17 protein-coding genes are annotated in these 19,943 nt (G+C 37.7%); 12 read left to right on the top strand and 5 right to left on the bottom strand.

Annotated elements, in window-relative coordinates; all coding sequences use genetic code 11:
- The first annotated feature begins 122 nt into the window (after positions 1-122).
- A complete protein-coding gene (gene serB / locus V6260_RS05470; RefSeq protein WP_341593042.1) occupies positions 123-1,151 on the top strand; it encodes a phosphoserine phosphatase SerB in 1,029 nt (342 codons plus the stop codon).
- A gap of 19 nt (positions 1,152-1,170) precedes the next feature.
- On the opposite strand, the gene V6260_RS05475 is transcribed toward serB, so the two are convergent.
- Complete coding sequence (locus V6260_RS05475) at positions 1,171-3,639, bottom strand: PilZ domain-containing protein (protein ID WP_341593043.1); 2,469 nt, start codon at positions 3,637-3,639, stop codon at positions 1,171-1,173.
- A 354-nt stretch (positions 3,640-3,993) separates the two neighbouring features.
- Between V6260_RS05475 and radA the strand changes: the two genes are divergently transcribed.
- Both radA and V6260_RS05485 read left to right on the top strand, forming a co-directional pair.
- Positions 3,994-5,379, top strand: a complete 1,386-nt coding sequence (gene radA, locus V6260_RS05480) for a DNA repair protein RadA (protein ID WP_341593044.1) — start codon at positions 3,994-3,996, stop codon at positions 5,377-5,379.
- A gap of 75 nt (positions 5,380-5,454) precedes the next feature.
- Positions 5,455-6,387, top strand: a complete 933-nt coding sequence (locus tag V6260_RS05485; RefSeq protein WP_341593045.1) for a hypothetical protein — start codon at positions 5,455-5,457, stop codon at positions 6,385-6,387.
- A 53-nt stretch (positions 6,388-6,440) separates the two neighbouring features.
- Here the strand turns inward: V6260_RS05485 and argE are convergent, their stop codons facing one another.
- Positions 6,441-7,589, bottom strand: a complete 1,149-nt coding sequence (gene argE, locus V6260_RS05490; RefSeq protein WP_149602219.1) for an acetylornithine deacetylase — start codon at positions 7,587-7,589, stop codon at positions 6,441-6,443.
- A 223-nt stretch (positions 7,590-7,812) separates the two neighbouring features.
- Here argE and argC point away from each other — a divergent pair, with 223 nt between their 5' ends.
- From argC to V6260_RS05525, 7 genes are all read left to right on the top strand, one after another.
- Positions 7,813-8,823 carry an N-acetyl-gamma-glutamyl-phosphate reductase gene (argC, locus tag V6260_RS05495; protein ID WP_341593046.1) on the top strand — a complete coding sequence of 337 codons (1,011 nt, stop codon included), beginning with the start codon at positions 7,813-7,815 and terminating at the stop codon, positions 8,821-8,823.
- On the top strand, positions 8,824-9,591 hold the full coding sequence (argB, locus tag V6260_RS05500) for an acetylglutamate kinase (protein WP_002958765.1): 768 nt from the start codon (positions 8,824-8,826) through the stop codon (positions 9,589-9,591).
- A 7-nt stretch (positions 9,592-9,598) separates the two neighbouring features.
- On the top strand, positions 9,599-10,531 hold the full coding sequence (locus V6260_RS05505) for an ornithine carbamoyltransferase (protein ID WP_341593047.1): 933 nt from the start codon (positions 9,599-9,601) through the stop codon (positions 10,529-10,531).
- Positions 10,528-11,730 carry an argininosuccinate synthase gene (locus V6260_RS05510; RefSeq protein WP_341593048.1) on the top strand — a complete coding sequence of 401 codons (1,203 nt, stop codon included), beginning with the start codon at positions 10,528-10,530 and terminating at the stop codon, positions 11,728-11,730. The genes V6260_RS05505 and V6260_RS05510 overlap by 4 nt, the downstream gene beginning before the upstream one ends.
- Positions 11,731-11,781: 51 nt before the next feature.
- Positions 11,782-13,647, top strand: a complete 1,866-nt coding sequence (gene argH / locus V6260_RS05515; RefSeq protein ID WP_341593049.1) for an argininosuccinate lyase — start codon at positions 11,782-11,784, stop codon at positions 13,645-13,647.
- A 292-nt stretch (positions 13,648-13,939) separates the two neighbouring features.
- On the top strand, positions 13,940-14,137 hold the full coding sequence (locus V6260_RS05520; protein WP_341593050.1) for a hypothetical protein: 198 nt from the start codon (positions 13,940-13,942) through the stop codon (positions 14,135-14,137).
- Positions 14,138-14,154: 17 nt separating this feature from the next.
- Complete coding sequence (locus V6260_RS05525; protein ID WP_341593051.1) at positions 14,155-14,688, top strand: hypothetical protein; 534 nt, start codon at positions 14,155-14,157, stop codon at positions 14,686-14,688.
- A 1,042-nt stretch (positions 14,689-15,730) separates the two neighbouring features.
- Here the strand turns inward: V6260_RS05525 and coaD are convergent.
- Positions 15,731-16,222, bottom strand: coding sequence for a pantetheine-phosphate adenylyltransferase (gene coaD / locus V6260_RS05530; protein ID WP_341593052.1), 492 nt, complete (start codon positions 16,220-16,222; stop codon positions 15,731-15,733).
- A 196-nt stretch (positions 16,223-16,418) separates the two neighbouring features.
- Here coaD and V6260_RS05535 point away from each other — a divergent pair, with 196 nt between their 5' ends.
- Both V6260_RS05535 and thiI read left to right on the top strand, forming a co-directional pair.
- Positions 16,419-17,072: a TetR/AcrR family transcriptional regulator gene (locus V6260_RS05535; RefSeq protein WP_341593053.1), complete on the top strand. Its 654-nt coding sequence runs from the start codon at positions 16,419-16,421 to the stop codon at positions 17,070-17,072.
- A 97-nt stretch (positions 17,073-17,169) separates the two neighbouring features.
- Complete coding sequence (gene thiI / locus V6260_RS05540) at positions 17,170-18,627, top strand: tRNA uracil 4-sulfurtransferase ThiI (RefSeq protein WP_341593054.1); 1,458 nt, start codon at positions 17,170-17,172, stop codon at positions 18,625-18,627.
- 38 nt (positions 18,628-18,665) lie between these two features.
- On the opposite strand, the gene V6260_RS05545 is transcribed toward thiI, so the two are convergent.
- Complete coding sequence (locus V6260_RS05545) at positions 18,666-19,568, bottom strand: 2-dehydropantoate 2-reductase (RefSeq protein ID WP_341593055.1); 903 nt, start codon at positions 19,566-19,568, stop codon at positions 18,666-18,668.
- Positions 19,561-19,914, bottom strand: coding sequence for a VanZ family protein (locus V6260_RS05550; RefSeq protein ID WP_341593056.1), 354 nt, complete (start codon positions 19,912-19,914; stop codon positions 19,561-19,563). Before V6260_RS05550 ends, V6260_RS05545 begins: the two co-directional genes overlap by 8 nt.
- Between the last annotated feature and the right edge of the window lie 29 nt (positions 19,915-19,943).

Below are 19,943 nucleotides of genomic sequence, written 5' to 3' on the forward strand. Positions count from 1 at the left end.
GCATTTTAATTTGATGTTACAACTATACTAACTATAACCTTAAACCCTACCTGATGGCGAATTTAGCATTAAAAACTGTTAGCTTAGTGTGCTAATTATCAGGAAATAAACACGGAGATCCCATGTCGCAAATGAACATGGCACACCAAGCTGCTGAGCAGCAATTAGTAAACTTAACTTTAAATAAATGGTTTAGCTATAGTGATGAAATATTTACACCTATTGGTAATATTCCTGATAAAGCATTAGGGCTATTTTGCATCGCATTTGCAGGTGATTTTGAAGAAAAGCACATTACTAGCATTGTTAATTTTTTAGCGACACATAACCAAACAGTCACAGCTATGTGCCAATATCAACCCGACCTAGGATTAGCCCCTGCATTGTGTTTTTACGCGCAAAATGCAGATAAAACTATAAACCCGCTTGCGCTACAAGAATTTTCAAGCACGCTTGATTGTCAATTAGTGCAAATTGCTACGCCGCCTAATTTATATGAGCCAGGTTTGTTGGTTATGGATATGGATTCAACTGCAATAACTATTGAGTGCATAGACGAAATAGCACGCCTTGCGAATGTATACGATGAAGTTGCCTCTGTAACTGCACTTGCAATGGCGGGTAAACTTGATTTTAGTGAGAGTTTGTATCAGCGTGTAGCTAAGCTTGAAGGTATTGAGAAAAGCTTAATTGAAGAACTGAAAAGCACACTACCACTCATGCCTGGTATTAAAATACTGTGCCAAATTTTAAAGCAACATAACTGGTATTTGGCTATTGCTTCAGGTGGTTTTGTGCCTTTTGCAGAGCGCGTACAAGAGCTTATTAATTTAGATGAAGTGCATGCTAATGTACTTGAATTTGAAGACGACAAACTAACAGGTAAAGTACTCGGTACGATTGTCGATGCGCAGCAAAAATCGGTCGTTTTAGAGGCGATTCAACAAAAGCTAGGGCTTAAAAAAGTACAAACAGTAGCTATTGGCGATGGCGCAAACGATTTAGTCATGATGGCAAAAGCTGGCCTTGGTGTGGCTGTACACGGTAAACCAAAAGTAGTTGAGCAAGCACAAGCGGCTATTTGTGAAGGGTCATTATTGCAATTGTTGTATATGTTGGCTATTCCGTTAGAAAAAGAGCCAACACTTTAAAGTAATTAAGCTAAGCTGCTTAGCGTAAGCGGTTTAGCCAAATTAGTTTACGGCGACTCATTTGTTCAACTAGCTCTCGTTTGAGATCTAAATGATTAAGCGCTTCATCGGTTATATCTATTATATCCCCAACACCAGCTACAGACCATATTGCATTTTCTAAATCTTTAGCTTTATGAATCGCATACTGACTCACGTACTTTAATTCATTAGATAAATAGTCTGTATCAGGACGGCCAGTGCGCGATATATACAGTCGCATTACAAATATGAGATTAGCTTGGATCCCCTTGTTTATTTGTTTATAAAAACTAGAGTATTCGCTACCTAAAACACACTGAGTACTAATAGCATCATCGATGGTACTTTTTCGTGGATCAAAATTAATGACTAGCGTAAATGGTAGGGGGGGATCTTGTCGGCTTCGATCCTTTATATTTGGTGTGATTACATTAGTGATTTGATCTTTGGTTAAAATATTTGATAAATCAGTTTTTTTCTTTAAAAGCCCAAAGCTTTGTAAAATAGTATGTAAAGGGTTGGTATAGAGGCCTAAGCCAATAGCGCCAGCCTTAAAATGAGCTGACTCTTTATGAAGGTAAAATGGAAATTGACATATAGTTTTTGTAACCATGTTACGTAGTGCTAGAGACAGACCAGGAACTATTGGCTTTTCTTCAGACACTTTAAGCTTATCTTTATTTTTTTCAATTAGCTGGGTGAAAAAGTCAACTCCTGCATGGGTTACGTTATTTGTAGTTTCTGCTTTCAAATTAACTATTCTTAAAGATTTACTTATAGCTTTTACTTCATAAACTAACTGACTAAGATTATGTTTTTTTGTTATTTTTTGTAGATCAATAAATGATAAAAGTACAGAGTCACCAACTTTAAGAGTAACAGGGTATGGAAACTCGATCTGTAATCCCATCACTGAGAAATCTAGTGTATGACCACTCGTATTTATATCATTAATATTAACTTCTAAAGCTGTTTTATATAAATATCGTTTACTCGCTCGTAAATTTACATATTCAAGTGCAACTTCATTTAAGCAAGGAAAAGAGCTGCTTCTGGGGTGGCCAAAACTTTTTAAATGCGGAATAAATGAAGGGTCATAATCAAGCAACTGGTAATTCTTTGCTTCAGCAGTGGTTCCTATACTAGTTAGCACGACTAAATACTTCACGTCTACAATAAAGCTTTGCACACGAGCAGAAGGTTTTTTATTTAGCTTTGCAATATTCTTTCCTACGGTATCTGGTAATGAAAGAGGAATATAAGAGTCGTCCGAATGGCTTGGCATTATCTGCAATTTAAAGCATTGAAAGCTATCTTTTTTACTCCCAAACCCTAAAAATAAGCTCTTAAATTCAGGATTATTATTTAGCTCGCTCTGTGTTGCTGAATAGTAGTAAATTTTGCCGGAGGATACATGAGTAAATGTATACAAATAATCTTCTTTTACAGCTGTAGGCTGCGTTAATAACTTCGAAATGCGTTGATGATTTAAAACATTATATAAACACACAGCCCTTCTTTCATCAGTAAAATAGCGCTGGATAAAGATATTGTTTTCATTGGTTAAGCTCAGATTTGGGACTAATAAAGCATTTTTCATGCTCAAAAATACGTATAAGGATGTTACTCGTGGGATGTAATATTGTTCGTATCCTTTTGAAACGATTGCATCTAAAGTGTTATCAAGGTTTACTTTATAACGTCTCTTGTTTGCGTTAATAAAATTTTCTAAGAATGTATCAAAACTTTTATTATTTTCAATGTAGGTACGTTTTAAGCGTATATAATTAAAGCTTTTAGACGTTTTTTCTAAAGCAATAACTTCATATTGAATTCCGTTTTTTAACCCCAGCTCAAAGTCTTGTTCTAAACCAACTAATCGAAGGGCTATTAATTCACCTTTTTTTACAATATAACTAATAGGCAGCTTCACTTTACAGCCACTTAGAGAAATATCAGAGGTATTAGCTGCAATATTTTTTTCATCGTTATGCTCAATAGTAACTTTTATTGAGTAGTTCATCCGTTCTTCGGTTCGATTTTCGTACGAAGCAAATTTTATAACTTCAACGTCGAAGTTATTGCTTTGTATTTCAATATTTGTTCTGTCATTAACCTTTGTTAAATAGATATCCTTTGTGTCCATTACCTTTTCATAGACAGCTAAAGTGTAACCACCATATGACTCAATAGCTTTTTTGAAAATTTCTATGGCCTTATCATTCATGAAGTGCTGTTTACCAGCAAATTCATAAAGTTTTATTTGCCCTTGTACTAAACCTCGTAAATCAATAAATCGCTCAGTTGGTTGAGATAGGCGAGACATTTCCATTTTGATTAGAAATTGCTCAGGCTTTGTTAAGTTTGACGTGAGAGAGTAAAAAATAGAATCAAACTTTTCACTACCTAAGTATTTTTTTAGCTCATCTACGATACTTTCGTGTTTGAGCAATATGTCATCAGCCATTTATGGAACCATCGTCATTTGTTTTGAAAAGTAGTTATACAGTTTGCTTATTTATCCGGTAACTATAAAAGTGTATCATTTTAATATTATCGGTATAACTAGCACAGTAACGGTTAACTAAATATAGAATTATGAATTAATCGCCAATTTTTTGGCTTGTTACTTTAAACTACTCATTAAGCAATAAGTGTGCCTTAAGTTAGGCTAAAAAAGAAAACTGCATTCGTACGTTATAATTGTAACGTTAAATCTTCTCACATAGCGACTGTGTAGCTTAAGTAAATGTTTGAGCTAGTAATATAAGCACTTAACAATAAGTATTTTTTAATTAAAGAACAGTAGGTAAAGTTATAAATGGCTAAAGCGGCAAAAGTAGAGTTTGTTTGTACCGAATGCGGCATGAACTATCAACGTTGGCAGGGTCAATGTCGCTGCGGTGCGTGGAACACATTAGCGGAATTTAAGCCTTCAGCAGGGTACAGTAAAAAAGCATCAATACGAACAAACGTTGGTGGTTATGCTGGTGGTGTTGGTGGTGGCTCTAAAAAAATCAATGATATTGCTACATCAGAGGCTGAAAAGCAGCTAACTGAAATCGGCGAGCTTGATCGCGTACTAAGCGGAGGGGTGACTACTGGCTCAGTTAATATAATTTCGGGCGATCCAGGGGCGGGTAAGACAACTTTGCTATCTGACCTAGTGGCGAGAATGTCACAACGTATGCCATCACTTTACTGTACAGCAGAGGAATCTTTATCGCAGTTTAAAAACAGGGTAAATCGGTTAAAGTTAAACTATAACCCAGACGAGCTTTATTTACTTTCAGAAACGAGTGTTGAAACCATCATCGAAGAGCTCGATAAAAATAAAATTAAGTTTGCTGTTATTGACTCTATTCAAGCTGTAGTAACCGATACGGCAAATGGTAGCCCAGGTTCGCCTTCTCAAGTAAAAAGTGCTGCGCAAGCGCTTACTCAGTACTGTAAGCAAAATGATGTAACCATGTTTATTATTGCCCATGTAAACAAAAATAATGAAATAGCAGGCCCTCAAACACTTGTACATATTGTTGATGCGCTTTTACATATAGACACCAACGATGGGCAAATACGAACTCTTAGGGCAAATAAAAATCGCTTTGGTGATATTGATACAGTGGGCATTTTTAAAATGTGTGAACGTGGTATGTTAAGCGTTGATAATCCAAGTGAAATATTTTTATCGGGTTCAACCACCGACTCACCTGGGTCTACTATTACCTGTATTCGTAAAGGGAATCGTAATCTATTGCTCGAAATTCAATGTTTAACTACCGAAACAGAGGCTGAATTTCCGCAGCGTGTTTGTGTTGGTTTAAATATGAATCGTATAAAAATGCTGACCGGTATATTACGTAAACATACTAAAACTAAAATATTTCACGATACGTTTTTTAATATTGTGGGTGGTTTAAGAATTGATGAGACAGAAACCTGCATCGATTTAGCATTAGTAACCGCGTTACTTAGCAGTTTAAACGAATTTGTTGTACCTCGTACCACATGTATTATGGGGGAGCTTAGCTTAAATGGCGATGTACGCCCAATAGATAGTGGTGTACCGCGTGTTAAAGAGGCTGCACAACATGGTTTTACAGAAATATATATTCCATTTCGCAATTACCATAAATCGATGGAAGGGCTAGGCGCTAAAATTACCCCTGTAAAAACAGTACATGAGTTACTTAGTTTGATTAATTAACACTTATCGGTGATGTTCTTCAGTGTTACTCTTAAGTTGAGACACTTTATAGAAAGAATTAAATAAGGAAATGACATGAAAAAATTAGTTATAGTTGCAGCTATTGTGGCCGCAGGCGTTGGTGGTGTTAGTTACGCAAACTACGTAGCAACTCAAGAAGTGCGTGCAGAAGTAGATAAGCAACTTGCTTTAGTAAGCGAGCAAACTGGCGCTACATTTAAATACGCTGGTTTATCGGCAAGTGTTATTTCAAAGAGTGTAGAAATAACAAACATGGAAGTAATAAGCCCTGAAGGTGACAATGTTGCTAACATTCAAAGCATTGAAATAACTGGCTACGAGCCGGATAAAATATCACCACATACATCATTTGATGTAAAAAGCTTTCAGTTTGATAAAAGCTTCGTATCAAAATTACCAGCTGATACAAACGAAATGTTAGCGTCGGCAAGTTACGACTTACACTCATCACTTGATTACGATGAAGAGTCTGGCAATAGTGATGTAGTAGTTAATCTTGATGCAAAAGACATTGTTAGTTTTAATATGGATATGGGTTTAGCTAATTCAAAAGCGTTAATGGATGCTTCATTGGCTATTAGCAAGGCGCAGCAAGAAGCGGGTGATCAACCGCTGACGTATGAGCAAGAATTACAGCAGCAAACACTTGTTATGCAAGCAATGAGTAAGTTAGAGCCGCGTAATGTTAGCTTTGCCTTAAATAACCAGGGTAAATTAAAAGATTTACTATCAAGCGAGCTTGAAAAGCAAGGTATGACGCTTGAGCAAATGGAAATGACGCTAGAGCAACAGTTACAACAAGCTCCTGTAACTGAAGATATTGCAGAGGCTTTAACCAGCTTTGCGAAAGGTTTAAATTCATTCAGTGTATCTGCAAAGCTACCTGAAGGTAAAACTATGATGGAAATTAACCAACAAGTTATGATGCTAGTAGGGCAACCTGAAGAACTAGTTAAGTTTATTAACTTAGAAGTTAAAGGTAATTAGGCCTTAGTTCTGTATTAATAAAGGCGCCAATTGGCGCCTTTATTGTAATTTTATTAGCTAAAGCAATTTGCTTTTATAAGATCAGTGATTATTTGTTGTGATGGTTTTATTTTTTCCATCGCTAAAAATTCATCAGGCTGGTGTGCTTGGTTAATTGAGCCTGGGCCCATTACAATCGTTTCACAACCGAGTTGCTGGATAAACGGCGCTTCAGTGCAGTAATTTACCGCGACCGCTTTTTGCCCCGCTATTTTTTCAGCCATTTTTACTAAAGCACTGTCGGTGCTACCACTAAATGCCGGTATTGGTTCATGTAAATCAATAACGCTCACCGCATTTGGGTATTGCTGATTTATCTCTTTCGTTGCATCGAGTACTAATGCTTGTAGTTCTTGTACACTTAAACCTGGTAATGGGCGCATATCTATATGCATTTCACAGCAACCACAAATTCTATTCGCGTTATCGCCACCATGAATATTACCTAAGTTTAATGTTGGGTAAGGGATTTCGAAGTGGTTTATTGAATACTTATGCTTTAATTGTTCTTTTAAGATCATCAATTTTGTAATCACTTTATGCATTACTTCAATGGCGTTAAGACCACGTTCGGGATCGGAGCTATGCCCAGAGCGACCAACCACTCTTATTGCTGTACTCATATGGCCTTTGTGCATAAATACTGGAGTCATATCAGTAGGTTCGCCTATTATACAACGCGCAGGCTTTAAATTAGGGTGCTTACATATTTGTTGTGCACCAGCCATCGTTGTTTCTTCGTCGGCAGTGGCAAGGATTAAAATAGGCTGAGTTTGCTGTTTTTCATCAAGCTCACTAATCGCTTGTAATACAAAAGCAAAAAAGCCTTTCATATCAATACTTCCTAGCCCATACAATTTATTATCGAGTTCGGTAAGTTTAAATGGATTATGATTCCAACGACTGTCATCAAAAGGCACTGTATCAGTATGACCAGCTAGCATTAGTCCGCCATCACCTTCTCCGCGTTTAGCTAATAAATTATAGCGCCCTTTACCTCCTTCTAGCTCTATAATTTCACACGTAAAACCGATTGTTTCGCACCAACTGGCTAGGAGTTCAATTACGTTTTTATTGCTCATACAAAGGTTGTCTTCAATAGCACTAATAGAAGGGGCTGCAATCAATTGTTGGTACATGGAAATAAACGAAGGCAAAGGCATAAAAAATCCAAAATTATTATTCAATTTAATTGCATAACAATATAAAAGTATTTATGATGAATATCAATTCACTTTTTAAGCATAAATATATTAAAAGTAACGCCATGAAAATAATGCGACGATAATCAAAATTCATTAATAAAAAATACTTAATTAGCGTCTAAGCTAGTTTAAGCGAACATTATAGATAAGTAGTAATTAATTTTAAGATAACGAGTAAAAAATGAATGTAGTGATTATTGGCGCAAGCGGATACAGTGGCGCAGAGTTAGCAAGCTTAGTTGTTAAGCATCCAAACTTAACTTTAACAGGCTGTTATGTATCTGAGGGTAGCTTAGATAAAAATAAATTGCTAAGTGATTTATACCCAGAGCACCTTGGCTTACTAGACTGCCCTTTACTCCCTCTTAGCGTATCAGCTTTCGATGACATTCAAAGTGATGCTGATTACGTATGCTTATGTACCGATCACAAAGTAAGTGTTGATTTAGCGCCGCAATTTTTAGCTATGGGTAAAAAGGTATTTGATTTATCTGGTGGCTATCGTTTAGCAAGCAATGACGACTACGTTACTTACTATGGTTTTGAGCATCAACATCCGGAGCTTTTAAATGAAGCTGCTTACGGTCTAGCTGAGTGGAACCATGATGGTATCGCCAATGCAAAGCTAATTGCTGTTGCAGGCTGTTACCCAACGGCAGCGCTTAATGCGCTAAAACCGCTTAAGCAAGCAGGCTTATTGAGTAGCGAAAGTATTATTATTAATGCGGTTTCGGGCGTTACAGGTGCCGGGCGTAAAGCCAGCGTTGGTACGCATTTTTGTGAAGTGTCGCTTGCACCTTATGGTTTGTTTAACCATCGCCACGGCCCTGAAATTGAACAACACCTTGGCCACAACGTTTTATTTACACCGCACTTAGGTAATTTTCCACGCGGTATTTTAGAAACTATTTATGTACAGCTTAAGCCAGGTGTTACCAAGGAAAACGTTACATCGGCTTATCAAGTACTTTCGAGCGAGCCATTAATTCGTTTATTAGGTGATAAAGTACCTTCAATTAAAGGTGTAGCTAAGCAGCCATTTGTTGATATTGGCTGGCAGCAACAAGGAACGCAGTTAATTGTGATGTCTGCTATTGATAACTTATTAAAAGGCGCTGCTGGACAAGCTTTGCAGTGTATTAATATTTCTATGAATTTAGATCATACCACTGGTTTAAAAGGGGCGTTTTAAATGAGTAAAAAAACGTGGGTAATTAAACTAGGTGGTGCAGTACTTAATACAGAAAATGCAGCAAAAGCGTTGTTTGATGTATTAAATGAGCAAACAAATGATGAGTTTGTCATTGTACATGGCGGTGGCGCTTTAGTTGATACATGGTTAAAACAAGCGGGTTTTGCCAGTGCTAAACACCAAGGATTACGTATTAGCCCAGCAGAGCAAATGCCTTATATAGTCGGAGCACTCGCAGGTTGCGCTAATAAACAATTAATGACTCAAGCTATTAGTGCAGGGCACAAGCCTGTGGGCTTAAGTCTTTTTGAGGCAGGTGTTACTGCAACTCAAAAGCTAAAAGCGCTTTGCTTAGTGGGTAAATGTAAAAGCAACGACGATTCTATTGTTAATGATTTACTTAAAATCGGTCGCCTACCCATTGTTAGCTCTATAGGCTTTGATGAGCAAGGGCTTTGGTACAACGTAAATGCAGATGAAGCAGCAGCGGCTATTGCTAGTAACTTAAATGCTGAGCTTATTTTTATGACGGATGTTGAAGCAGTGCTTGACGAAAATAAACAGCCGTTACATCAACTTGACACAAAACACATTGATACTTTAATTACAAATGGAGTAATTGTGGGCGGGATGGAGGTCAAAGTTAAGACCAGCCTTCACGCTGCCCAACATTTACGACGCGGTGTGTATATTTCCAGCTGGCAAAAGCCAGAAAATTTAACTGCTCTGCTACAAGGCGAGCATGTCGGAACTAAGATTACACCATAGGTTTATTATGTTTGAGAATTTTTTAACGGGTTTAGAGTTAGACCAAGAAGGCGCACTTAATTTATTAAAGTTAGCGCAAGATATAAAAGCAAAACCAGAAAAATACAGCAATGTATTAGCGGGAAAATCAATCGTAACATTGTTTGAAAAACAAAGTTTACGTACTCGCTTATCGTTTGATATAGGTATTAACCGCCTTGGTGGCCATGCAGTTTATTTAGATCAGCAAAATGGCGCTATGGGTGCACGTGAATCAATTAAAGATTTCGCACTTAATATTTCTACTTGGGCTGATGGTATTGTTGCACGCGTAAATCAGCACAGCACATTAACTACATTAGGTGAATACGCATCAGTACCGGTAGTAAATAGTTTGTGTGATTTATACCACCCATGCCAAGCTCTTGCTGATTTTTTAACGCTTCAAGAAGTTCACGGCGATGTGAGCGAGCTTAAAGTGGCTTACTTAGGTGAAGGCAATAACGTGACTCATTCATTGATGTTACTTGCCGCAACGCTAGGTACTGACTTTGTTGCTGTAACACCAAAAGGGTGCTCGCCAGATTCACAAATACTTAAAAAAGCAGAGCAAATTGCAGCAATGAATGGCGCATCAGTGATGGTGAGCGATAGAGTTGAAGCAGCTGTTGGTGCAAACGTTGTATACGCAGATACATGGGTATCAATGGGTGATACAACACCGCTTGAGCAAGTAAAAGAAAAATACATGCCTTATCAATTAAATCAGGCATTGCTAGATCAAACCGGTGCAACTACGGTATTACATTGCCAACCGGCACACCGTGAATTTGAAATTACCTCTGAGGTAATGGATGGTCCAGCATCGAAAATTATTCAACAAGCAGAGAATCGCATGCACGCGCAAAATGCTTTGCTAGTTACATTACTAAATCCAAATTTTGTTAAGGAACACCTATGAGTTCAATTAAAAAAGTCGTTTTAGCCTATTCAGGTGGTCTTGATACATCGGCTATCGTGCCATGGTTAAAAGAAAACTACGGTTGTGAAGTTGTTGCGTTTGTAGCGGATGTAGGCCAAGGCGCAGAAGAACTTGAAGGCGTAGAAGCTAAAGCAATCGCTTCAGGTGCTTCAGAATGTTACGTAGTTGATTTAAAGGATGAAATGGTAAGTGATTACATTTATCCAACACTTAAAACCGGCTCGATTTACGAAGGTACTTATTTACTAGGTACGTCTATGGCGCGTCCTATTATTGCTAAAGCACAAGTTGAGATTGCACGTAAAGTAGGTGCTGATGCACTTTCTCATGGTTGTACTGGTAAAGGTAATGACCAAGTTCGTTTTGAATCATGTTTTGCAGCCCTTGCTCCAGATTTAAAAGTAATTGCGCCATGGCGTGAGTGGGACTTATCGAGTCGTGAATCATTACTTGATTACTTAGCTGAGCGTGACATTCCGTGTTCAGCATCTGCTACAAAAATTTATAGCCGTGATGCTAACGCTTGGCATATTTCGCACGAAGGTGGTGAGCTTGAAGATCCATGGTGTCAACCAACTGAGCAAGTATGGACTTGGACTAACTCTCCAGAGCAAGCACCAGATAAATCAGAACTAGTAACTTTAAAAGTTGTTGAAGGTGAAGTGGTTGCTGTAAATGGCGAAGAACTTAAACCATATGACTGTTTAGTTAAATTAAACGATATTGCATCACCTCATGGTGTTGGACGTGTTGATATTGTAGAAAACCGTTTAGTCGGCATGAAGTCACGCGGTTGCTATGAAACACCAGGTGGCACAGTCATTATGGCAGCGCTTCAAGCCATTGACGAGCTAGTGCTTGATAAAGCAAGCCGTAAATGGAAAGAAGTACTAGGTGGTGAATTTTCACATTTAGTATACGACGGCCGCTGGTTTACACCACTTAAAGATTCTATTTTAGCCGGTGCAGAAGCACTTTCTACACTAGCAACAGGTGAAGTGGTACTTAAGCTATATAAAGGTCAAGTAACTGCGGTTCAAAAGCAATCACCAAATAGCTTATATAGCGAAGCATTTGCTACATTTGGTGAAGATGATGTGTATGACCAGTCACACGCTGAAGGCTTTATTCGTTTATTCTCGCTTTCGAGCAGAATTTCAGCATTGGCTAAAAAGTAAATTATTTATAGCCCCTTATAAAAGGGGCACTACAGGGTTTGGAGAGATTTCATGGCATTATGGGGCGGACGTTTTTCTACGGGTCCAGATGAGGCGTTTAAGCAATTTAACGACTCACTTCCGTTCGATTACCAGTTAGCAGAGCAAGATATTATTGGATCTGTGGCATGGGCTGGTGCACTTGAACAGGTAAATGTACTTTCAAGTGACGAGCATACAAAATTAGTAGCAGCATTAAACGAACTGCTTGAAGAAGTAAAAGCAGATCCACAGGCTGTAGCAACCTCAGGTGCTGAGGATATTCACTCGCACGTTGAAGCTGCACTAATCGAAAAAGTAGGCGATTTAGCTAAAAAGCTACACACAGGCCGAAGCCGTAATGACCAAGTAGCCACCGACTTTAGATTATGGTGCCGCGATACTGCCGATCATTTGCTTGGTGCTATTGCCGGATTAAAAGCTGAATTTGTTGCCCTTGCAGAGCGTGAACTAGGCACTATTTTGCCTGGCTACACTCATTTGCAACGCGCTCAACCTGTATTGTTTAGTCATTGGTGTATGGCCTACGTAGAAATGCTTGAACGTGATGAAAGCCGACTACAGGATGCTAAAACGCGTTTTAATTTTTGCCCGCTTGGTAGTGGTGCATTAGCCGGTACAGCTTACCCAATTGATCGCCAAGCTTTAGCGCATGGCTTAGGTTTTACAGGTGCGACGAAAAATAGCCTTGATGGCGTATCTGATCGTGACTTTGTAGTCGAGCTTTTAAGTTGTGCGTCTATTTCGATGATTCACTTATCTCGTATGTCAGAGGATTTGATTTTTTATAATTCGGGTGAAGCCGGATTTATAGAGCTTGCTGATAACGTAACATCAGGCTCATCGCTCATGCCTCAGAAAAAAAATCCTGATGCACTTGAGCTTATTCGCGGTAAAACCGGACGTGTATTTGGTGCATTTAGCGCTATGATGATGACGTTAAAAGCGCTGCCACTTGCATACAATAAAGATATGCAAGAAGACAAAGAAGGCCTGTTCGACGCTATGCCAACATGGCTTGCATGTATTCATATGGCGCAAGCATGTATTAAAGGCGTAAAAGTAAATGGCGATAAAACGTTAGTAGCGGCAAAAGGCGGCCACGCTAATGCCACCGAACTTGCTGATTACTTGGTTGCTAAAGGTGTGCCATTTAGAGAAGGTCATCACATTGTGGGTGTACTTGTACAGCTTGCGATTAGCGAAGGTAAAACGCTTGAGGAGCTATCACTTGAGCAGTACAAATCAGTAAACACTGTATTTGAAGACGATGTTTACCCAGTACTTGAAATTGATGCCTGTATAAAAGCGCGTCAAGCACTTGGTGGGACGTCTATTGAGCAAGTAACTAATGCTGTTAAAGAAGCCAAAAAAAAACAGCAAATAACGGTACGTGATGCAAATTTAGATGATGTAGAGGCAATTGCCACGCTTATACAGCACTGGGCAACGGTAGGTGAAAATCTGCCTCGTGCAAAAAGCGATATGGTGCATTCTATTAACGAGTTTGCGGTAACTGAAATAAATGGAAAGGTATCTGGCTGTGCGTCGTTATATATTTACGACACTGGCCTTGCTGAAATACGCTCATTGGGTATAGACCCAAAAAGTAAAGTGTCGGGGCAGGGTAGACAGCTTGTAGAGCACCTACTTACTAAAGCTAAAAAGTTAGCACTTAACCGAGTTATTGTATTAACACGTGTACCAGATTTTTTTGAACAACAACGTTTTACTTTTTGTAGTAAAGACTCTTTACCTGAAAAAGTAATGAAAGATTGTGAACTTTGCCTTCGTAAAGAAAATTGTGACGAAGTAGCAATGGAATATATTTTGAAGCTAAGTACACGTGCGGAGATCCCGTGTAAATACGTAGCTTAAAATCCCTGGATATAAAAAACGTATGGTTACCCCTGTGCGTTTTTTTATGTGTATAACGCGCTGGTCAGATGAGTTTGGCGATTAATTAGGGCTTTAGGTTAATTTTAACAAATGGTTGTCCGAAGCATGTATTTTTTAGATGTCAAAAAATATTGGCACGTTGGTTGCTTTGTATTAAGTAGATAGCAAAAAAATAGCTATCACTGCTTAAAACAGGTAATGCAATTACCTACATGATGGCGTGACTATAAATAGCACCAAAAGATATTAAAAATTCATAAGGAACAATTACATGCAAATTTCAGCTAATAACCAACTACAAATGCAAGCATACAATAAAACACAACAATTACAGCCTGCAACGGAACAAACTGCTAGCCCTAAAACACTACAATCTGATACAGTAAGCTTCTCTCAAGAAGCTATGAGTGCTGCGAGTGCGGAGCTCCAGCGTGGTGGTGCTATTGTAGTTCCTGTAAGACCAAAATAATAAATTATAGGTTTTTAATGTTTTTAACTGAGTTTTTTGGGTTGTTTTCCCTGTCTGCTTTTCTGATGTGGGGATTTTTGATGGCGTTTTTTTTTAATGTTTTTGTTTATACATTAGATATAAAAAGAAGAACGACTCTATTGCTCAGTTCGTTTATTATGATGGTTTCTTACACTCTATCTGATTATTTTTTTACATGGCTTTCTATTCAAAATACTTTATATTTAGACTGGGCTCTGTACGATTTTGCAACAATATCAGCGCTTATATGTGCATATATATGTATAAAAAATACAACTCCATCTTTTTTGTACTTAATATTAGGCTTATCAATAAACTCAATTTTTTTTCTAGGTATGTATCTAGATATGTATATATATAAAAATCAAACTCCTTGGTTTTTCTGGGATGCTTACACGTATACAGTGAACTTTATAGATTTAGTTATGATTGTTGTATTAATTTTAGACCGAGACTTCCTCGGTCTTCACAAATTAAAAAATAAACTCCTTAGCTACTTTAAGTCAAACGATGCCCAGAAAGTAACTTAGCTTTAATGTACCTCACTGAAGCTCTAATGGACTACGTAGAAGCTTTCTCTCAATGGGGCTTTTTAATGGCCTTCTTATACTGTTTAGCTTCCAGTATAAATAAAGAAAATAAGTCTCCTGTTTATTTATCTGCACTTATGTTTTGCTCATACATTTCTAGTGGTTACATAAACTTATTTGAAAATTTATATTTAAGCTGGGCGCTCTATGACTTTATTACCATTTTAGCTTTGTTAACTTTACAGTACTTTAAAGTGCTCCAACGTTCTGCGGCTTTTCACTTCATCATAATTTCGTTAACAATAAATGCTGTACTCACCCTTATAATGCATTATGACCTGTACGTGTTATATAACTATGAACCTTGGTGGTATTGGAGTGCTTATTCTATCGGCGTAAATATGCTCGATGCTTTAATGATTCTCTCACTGGTGTTTGCTCCGAGAAAAACTAAACCCTAACTTTCTTTACACCTTATTTTAATATAGAGGTATGAAGTAATATGTAAGTTCTGAGCATGGAATTTTTAAGAAAGTAGGGGGCTATATTTTTCTTTTGGGCTAGATGGTTATATGACTATATGGTTTTTCATACTTGCTTTATATAGCTTTTTAGCAAGCCCTAATAAACAGGGTTAAGGCTGTGCTCAACTGTTTTATAATGTTGATTCCCTCGCACTTAGCTTTTTATACTCGGTGTATTTAAAATTGTAGTTATTTCTTTTACGCATATTATTTGCATGTAGGTATTGCATTAATGCTGAGCGTATTTAGGTGGTTGTGGATGTTGTATGGTTTCTTATACCTATTATCGATATCTCTATGCTTCTAATACGAATCATCAAAGAAGATCGCATAAACTCGTTTGGTTATTGATACCAATTCGCAATAATACCTAATCAATTTGAGGGATTAAATCTGACACTAACTGCGTGTAAAGCTTCTTATATAGAACAACTAAATAACGAGTTTTTTGCCTTGTTATCAACACGACTTTCTTATCTCAAAATAAATCACTTAATTATGCGAATTGGTATAGATTGCTATTGTGCGCCTAAGCCTAATTTATTTTTTAAGGCTTTAACTATAAGAGGGTCTACAAATTCACTCACGTCGCCATTATGACGAGCGACTTCTTTGACGAGTGTTGATGAGATAAATGAATTTCGCTCTGCGGGTGTTAAAAATACGCTTTCTAAATCTGGATTTAAGCGGCGATTCATATTCGCCAATTGAAATTCATAGTCAAAGTCAGATACAGCTCTAATTCCTCTTATTAGTACTTTAGCTTTATGATCACGTGCTAAATCGGCCAGTAAACCAGCAAAACCAATGACTTTAACGTTGTCTAAATGGTTCAATATACTATTTGCTAAATCGACTCTTTCTTCAAGAGTAAAGCATGGCTTCTTACTAGGGTTGTGCGCAATGGCAACGATAACAGTATCGAACATTTTCGCGGCACGTTGAATAAGATCTGTGTGTCCGTTTGTAAGTGGGTCAAAAGTACCTGGGTAAATTGCAGTAACGTTCATTAGGTTCACTATTTATTATTTTGATTAAGTTTAGCAGTGTTTTTTCCACAAATCAGCTTTGCTGACTAAGGTATTAGTTTACAAATAGCAAAAACAGTTAAGTGTTTGGTGGGAGTGTTTTAATCGTAAATATTTGTTTATACTGGATGGTCTATTTGAAGTCATTTAGCTTGTAAGATAATTTGAGTGTTAGCGTATGAATACCAAGGATAAAATAATACACGCCAGTATTTCGTTATTTAACGAAAATGGTGAACGTGCAATATCAACAAATCATATTGCATCTTACTTAGGGATGAGTCCTGGGAATCTTTATTATCATTTTAAAAATAAAGAAGACATTATTCGTCATATTTTTGCGTTGTATCGTGATCATTTAAATACTCACTTTAAACCTATTAATAAAGATGATGATGCATTTAATCATTTAACGGCTTATTTAGATTCGTTATTTGAATTGATGTGGCGTTATCATTTTTTCTACGACAATCTCGGTGATATTCTCTCTAGAGACACTGAATTAAAACAAGCTTATATTGATTTTCAGTTGGAGTTATTAGAGCAAGTTCGTAAGATTATCCTAGGTCTTCGCGATAGTGAAATGATTGCAATTGATGAGCAAGATGTTATTGATTTGGCCCATACGCTTAAGCTAACTGTTAGTTTTTGGACGCCTTATATAAAAGCTCGTCGGCCAAGTGGTACATTGGCTGAGCAAGATATCTATTATGGTATTTTAAAAGTGCTGACATTATTTAGAGCGTACAGTACCGAAAAAAGCATTGATAAAATGAACTCGTTACGCGAAAAATATACTGAATTAGCTCAACAATCCCCAACGATTGCTTAATCGACAATTACCGGCTGTTTCCTAGACGATGAATTTTTTGCTATAATCGCGCGCCAAATGTCTGGTAGCGCGAATTCCCGCAGTCTAAGAGTGAACTATGCTTAAATTTATCGTCAAACTACATCCTGAAATAGCTATTAAAAGCCGTTCAGTCCGTAAACGCTTTACTAAAGTGTTAGAAAATAACATTAAGATTGTATTGCGTCGTGTTGACGAAAAAGTACAAGTTAGAAATAACTGGGATAACATTTCAGTCGTTACTAAATTGGTAGATGAACAAACACGCTTAGACTTTATTGACAGCCTCCAGCGTATTCCTGGCATTGTGCAGTTTATTGAAGTGACTGAAACTGACTTCACTACGCTTGACGATATCTATAAAAAAACCATAGACCTAGTAGGGCATACCATTATTGGCAAAACATTTTGTGTTCGCGCTAAACGTATCGGGCAACATGATTTTACTTCAACAGATTTAGAACGTTATGTGGGTGGTGGTTTAAACCAGCACGTGGAAGGTGCGCGCGTTAAGCTAAGCCGCCCAGAAGTTACTATTCGCTTAGAAGTAAAAGATGATAAAGCTTACATAGTTACGCAAACTCACTTGGGCATGGCGGGCTTCCCACTGCCAACTCAAGAAGACGTGCTTTCGCTTATGTCGGGTGGTTTTGACTCCGGTGTAGCAAGTTATCAAATGATCCGTAAAGGCGCTCGTACGCACTTTTTATTCTTTAATTTAGGTGGTGCAGCCCACGAAATTGGTGTTAAGCAAGCAAGTTACTATTTATGGAAAAAGTTTAGCTCTACTCATAAAGTTAAATTTGTAACTGTTGATTTTGAACCTGTTGTTGCTGAGATTTTAGAAAACGTTGAAAACAGCCAAATGGGTGTTGTACTAAAACGTATGATGATGCGTGCAGGCAGCCAAGTGGCTGAAAAACTAAACATTCAGGCACTTGTAACAGGTGAAAGTATTGGTCAGGTTTCAAGTCAAACACTGGCTAACTTAAGTGTGATTGACCGCGTAACCGAAACGCTTATTTTGCGCCCGTTAATTCAGCACGATAAACAAGAAATTATTAATATTGCGCGCCAAATTGGTACCGCAGAAATGGCCGAAACGATGCCAGAGTACTGTGGTGTGATTTCTAAAAAGCCAACGGTTAAAGCTAAAATTGATGTTATTAAAGGCGAAGAAGAAAAGTTCGACTTTGATGTGTTAAATACCGTAGTAGAAAATGCCCGTATTATGGATGTGCGCGACATTGACGTAGAGGCTAAGCAAGAGCTTAAAGAAGCTGAGTCGGTTGCTGATTTACCAGCTGGAGCAGTGGTTGTTGATATTCGCTCTCCAGAAGAGGAAGACGCAGCACCACTTGAAGTAGATGGCATTGAGGTTGTGCATTTGCCGTTTTTCCGCCTAGCGACTAAATTTGGTGATTTACCAAAAGACAAAGACTACTACCTATATTGCGATAGAGGTGTAATGAGCCAGTTACAAGCGCTTATTTTGCATGAGCAAGGCTTTGATACAGTTAAAGTTTATCGCCCATAAACAACAAACCTTAAGTTAAGTATTTATGTAAGCGTGGTTTATACCACGCTTTTTTTTGCCTCAATTTTAGCAAGTAGCTCATTGTTATAAGGTGTTTTAATATTATAAAGCTTGCCTTGCTGAGCGATATAGCCACAAATGGCTCTAATTTCTGTCGTTCTATTATGCTGCACATCTTGTTGCATGGATGAGTAATTATCGCAGGTTAGCTCCATTATTTTATAAGCGGTGTTTAAAGCTTTAATTAACGGAATATTAAGACCTTGGGCCCTAGCTATGTTGCAAGCTTCATTGAGAGCGTTAAAAATTACAGCATTGAATTTTGGTGCACGTAACTCACCGTTTTTTACATTGTTTAGGGCGCTCAGGGGATTAATCGCAATATTAACAAGTAGTTTTTCAAAACGAAGCTGGTGAATATTGTCAGCCCACTTAATGCTAGGTACTACTTTGAATACATTAGTGATGACTTCCTTATTTTGAAGCGCTAGGTTATTACAACCGCCAATAATACTTTGCCCCTCACCGGTATGTTGCACAATATACTGGTTTGATTTAAAGCCCGCTATGCTTGTAGTTAAAAAGTATAGTGCTTGGTTACTATTGAGCTGATTATTTATTTCATCAACATTTCCCATACCATTATGAGAAAGAACAACAGAGCAATGATTTGGTAAAAGCGGCTTTATTTGTGAAAATGCATCAAGTACTTGAAAGGCTTTAACGGTAAATAAAACAACATCAAATTCAGCCGCTTTATTTAGCTGATTTAATGCAATAAATTGTGCATCAATTTTTTTAGATGCCCCATTACCTCGACTATAAAAACGGGTGTTTGTTGGGCTTTTGCGAGTTAAAATACTGACATTATGCGATGCGCTTAGAAAGTGGCTTAACAATAAGCCAATAGCACCATCGCCAACGATTAAAATATTAGCCATATGGGTTCTTTTTTCGAGGTGTAAAAATTACTCTGAGTAAAAAATAGCTTGCAGCACCTGCAAAATCAGCTAAAAAATCCCCCAGTGATGCTTGCCTATAGGGAAGGGCGTCTTGCATAATTTCTATAGAAGCACCATAACCCGCCAATAGCATTATTTGGGCGTATAAAGGCAGTTTGAATGCTTTATCCATTATGATAGCTAAAATGAAAAAAATCCCGAAGTGGGCGACTTTATCAACATGTGGAAATAAATTAACAACTCCCCCTTTTACTTCCTTTGCAAATAAGAAAGTAAAAGCCACTATGCTGATTAGAAAAATTGCTTGATAAACACGCCTTGTCACGACAGATCCTAAAATCGCTTAAAAAAGAA

Origin of the sequence: Pseudoalteromonas aliena (genome assembly GCF_038155085.1) — a bacterium.
GTDB lineage: Bacteria > Pseudomonadota > Gammaproteobacteria > Enterobacterales > Alteromonadaceae > Pseudoalteromonas > Pseudoalteromonas aliena_A.